Source organism: Variovorax sp. P2_H12 (genome assembly GCF_056403395.1).
Genome location: NZ_JBFUFO010000304.1, coordinates 1 through 374 on the forward strand (window position 1 = coordinate 1; position 374 = coordinate 374).

Annotated in this window: 1 protein-coding gene; it reads left to right on the forward strand. The window is 67.9% G+C overall.

From position 1 onward, the window contains the following. Nucleotides 1–273 precede the first annotated feature (273 nt). A partial coding sequence (locus AC1DYK_RS36235) for an Ig-like domain-containing protein (RefSeq protein WP_478170663.1) occupies nt 274–374 on the forward strand: 101 nt, incomplete at its 3' end.

Here is a 374-nt window from a genome sequence, read left to right on the forward strand (position 1 = left end):
CGCTGCGCTGGATGACGGCCCGCACAGCTTCACGACCAAGGTGACCGACCCCGCGGGCAACGAGAGCGCGTCGAGCGAGCCGGTGAACGTGACGGTGGATACCTCGGGCGTGGTGGTGTCGATCACGCAGGTGAAGGACAACGTCGGCAGCGTGACGGGCAACATCACGCCCAACGGCGTGACGGACGAAACGCGTCCGGAGATCGTGGGCAGCGGCAAGGCCGGCAGCACCATCACGGTGTACGACGGCGCGAACGTGCTGGGACGACGACGGTGCAAGCCAATGGCACGTGGAGCTTCACGCCCACGGTCGACCTGGGGCAGGGCGCGCACAGCATCACGGCGCAGGCCGAGGATCTGACGGGGACCAAGAG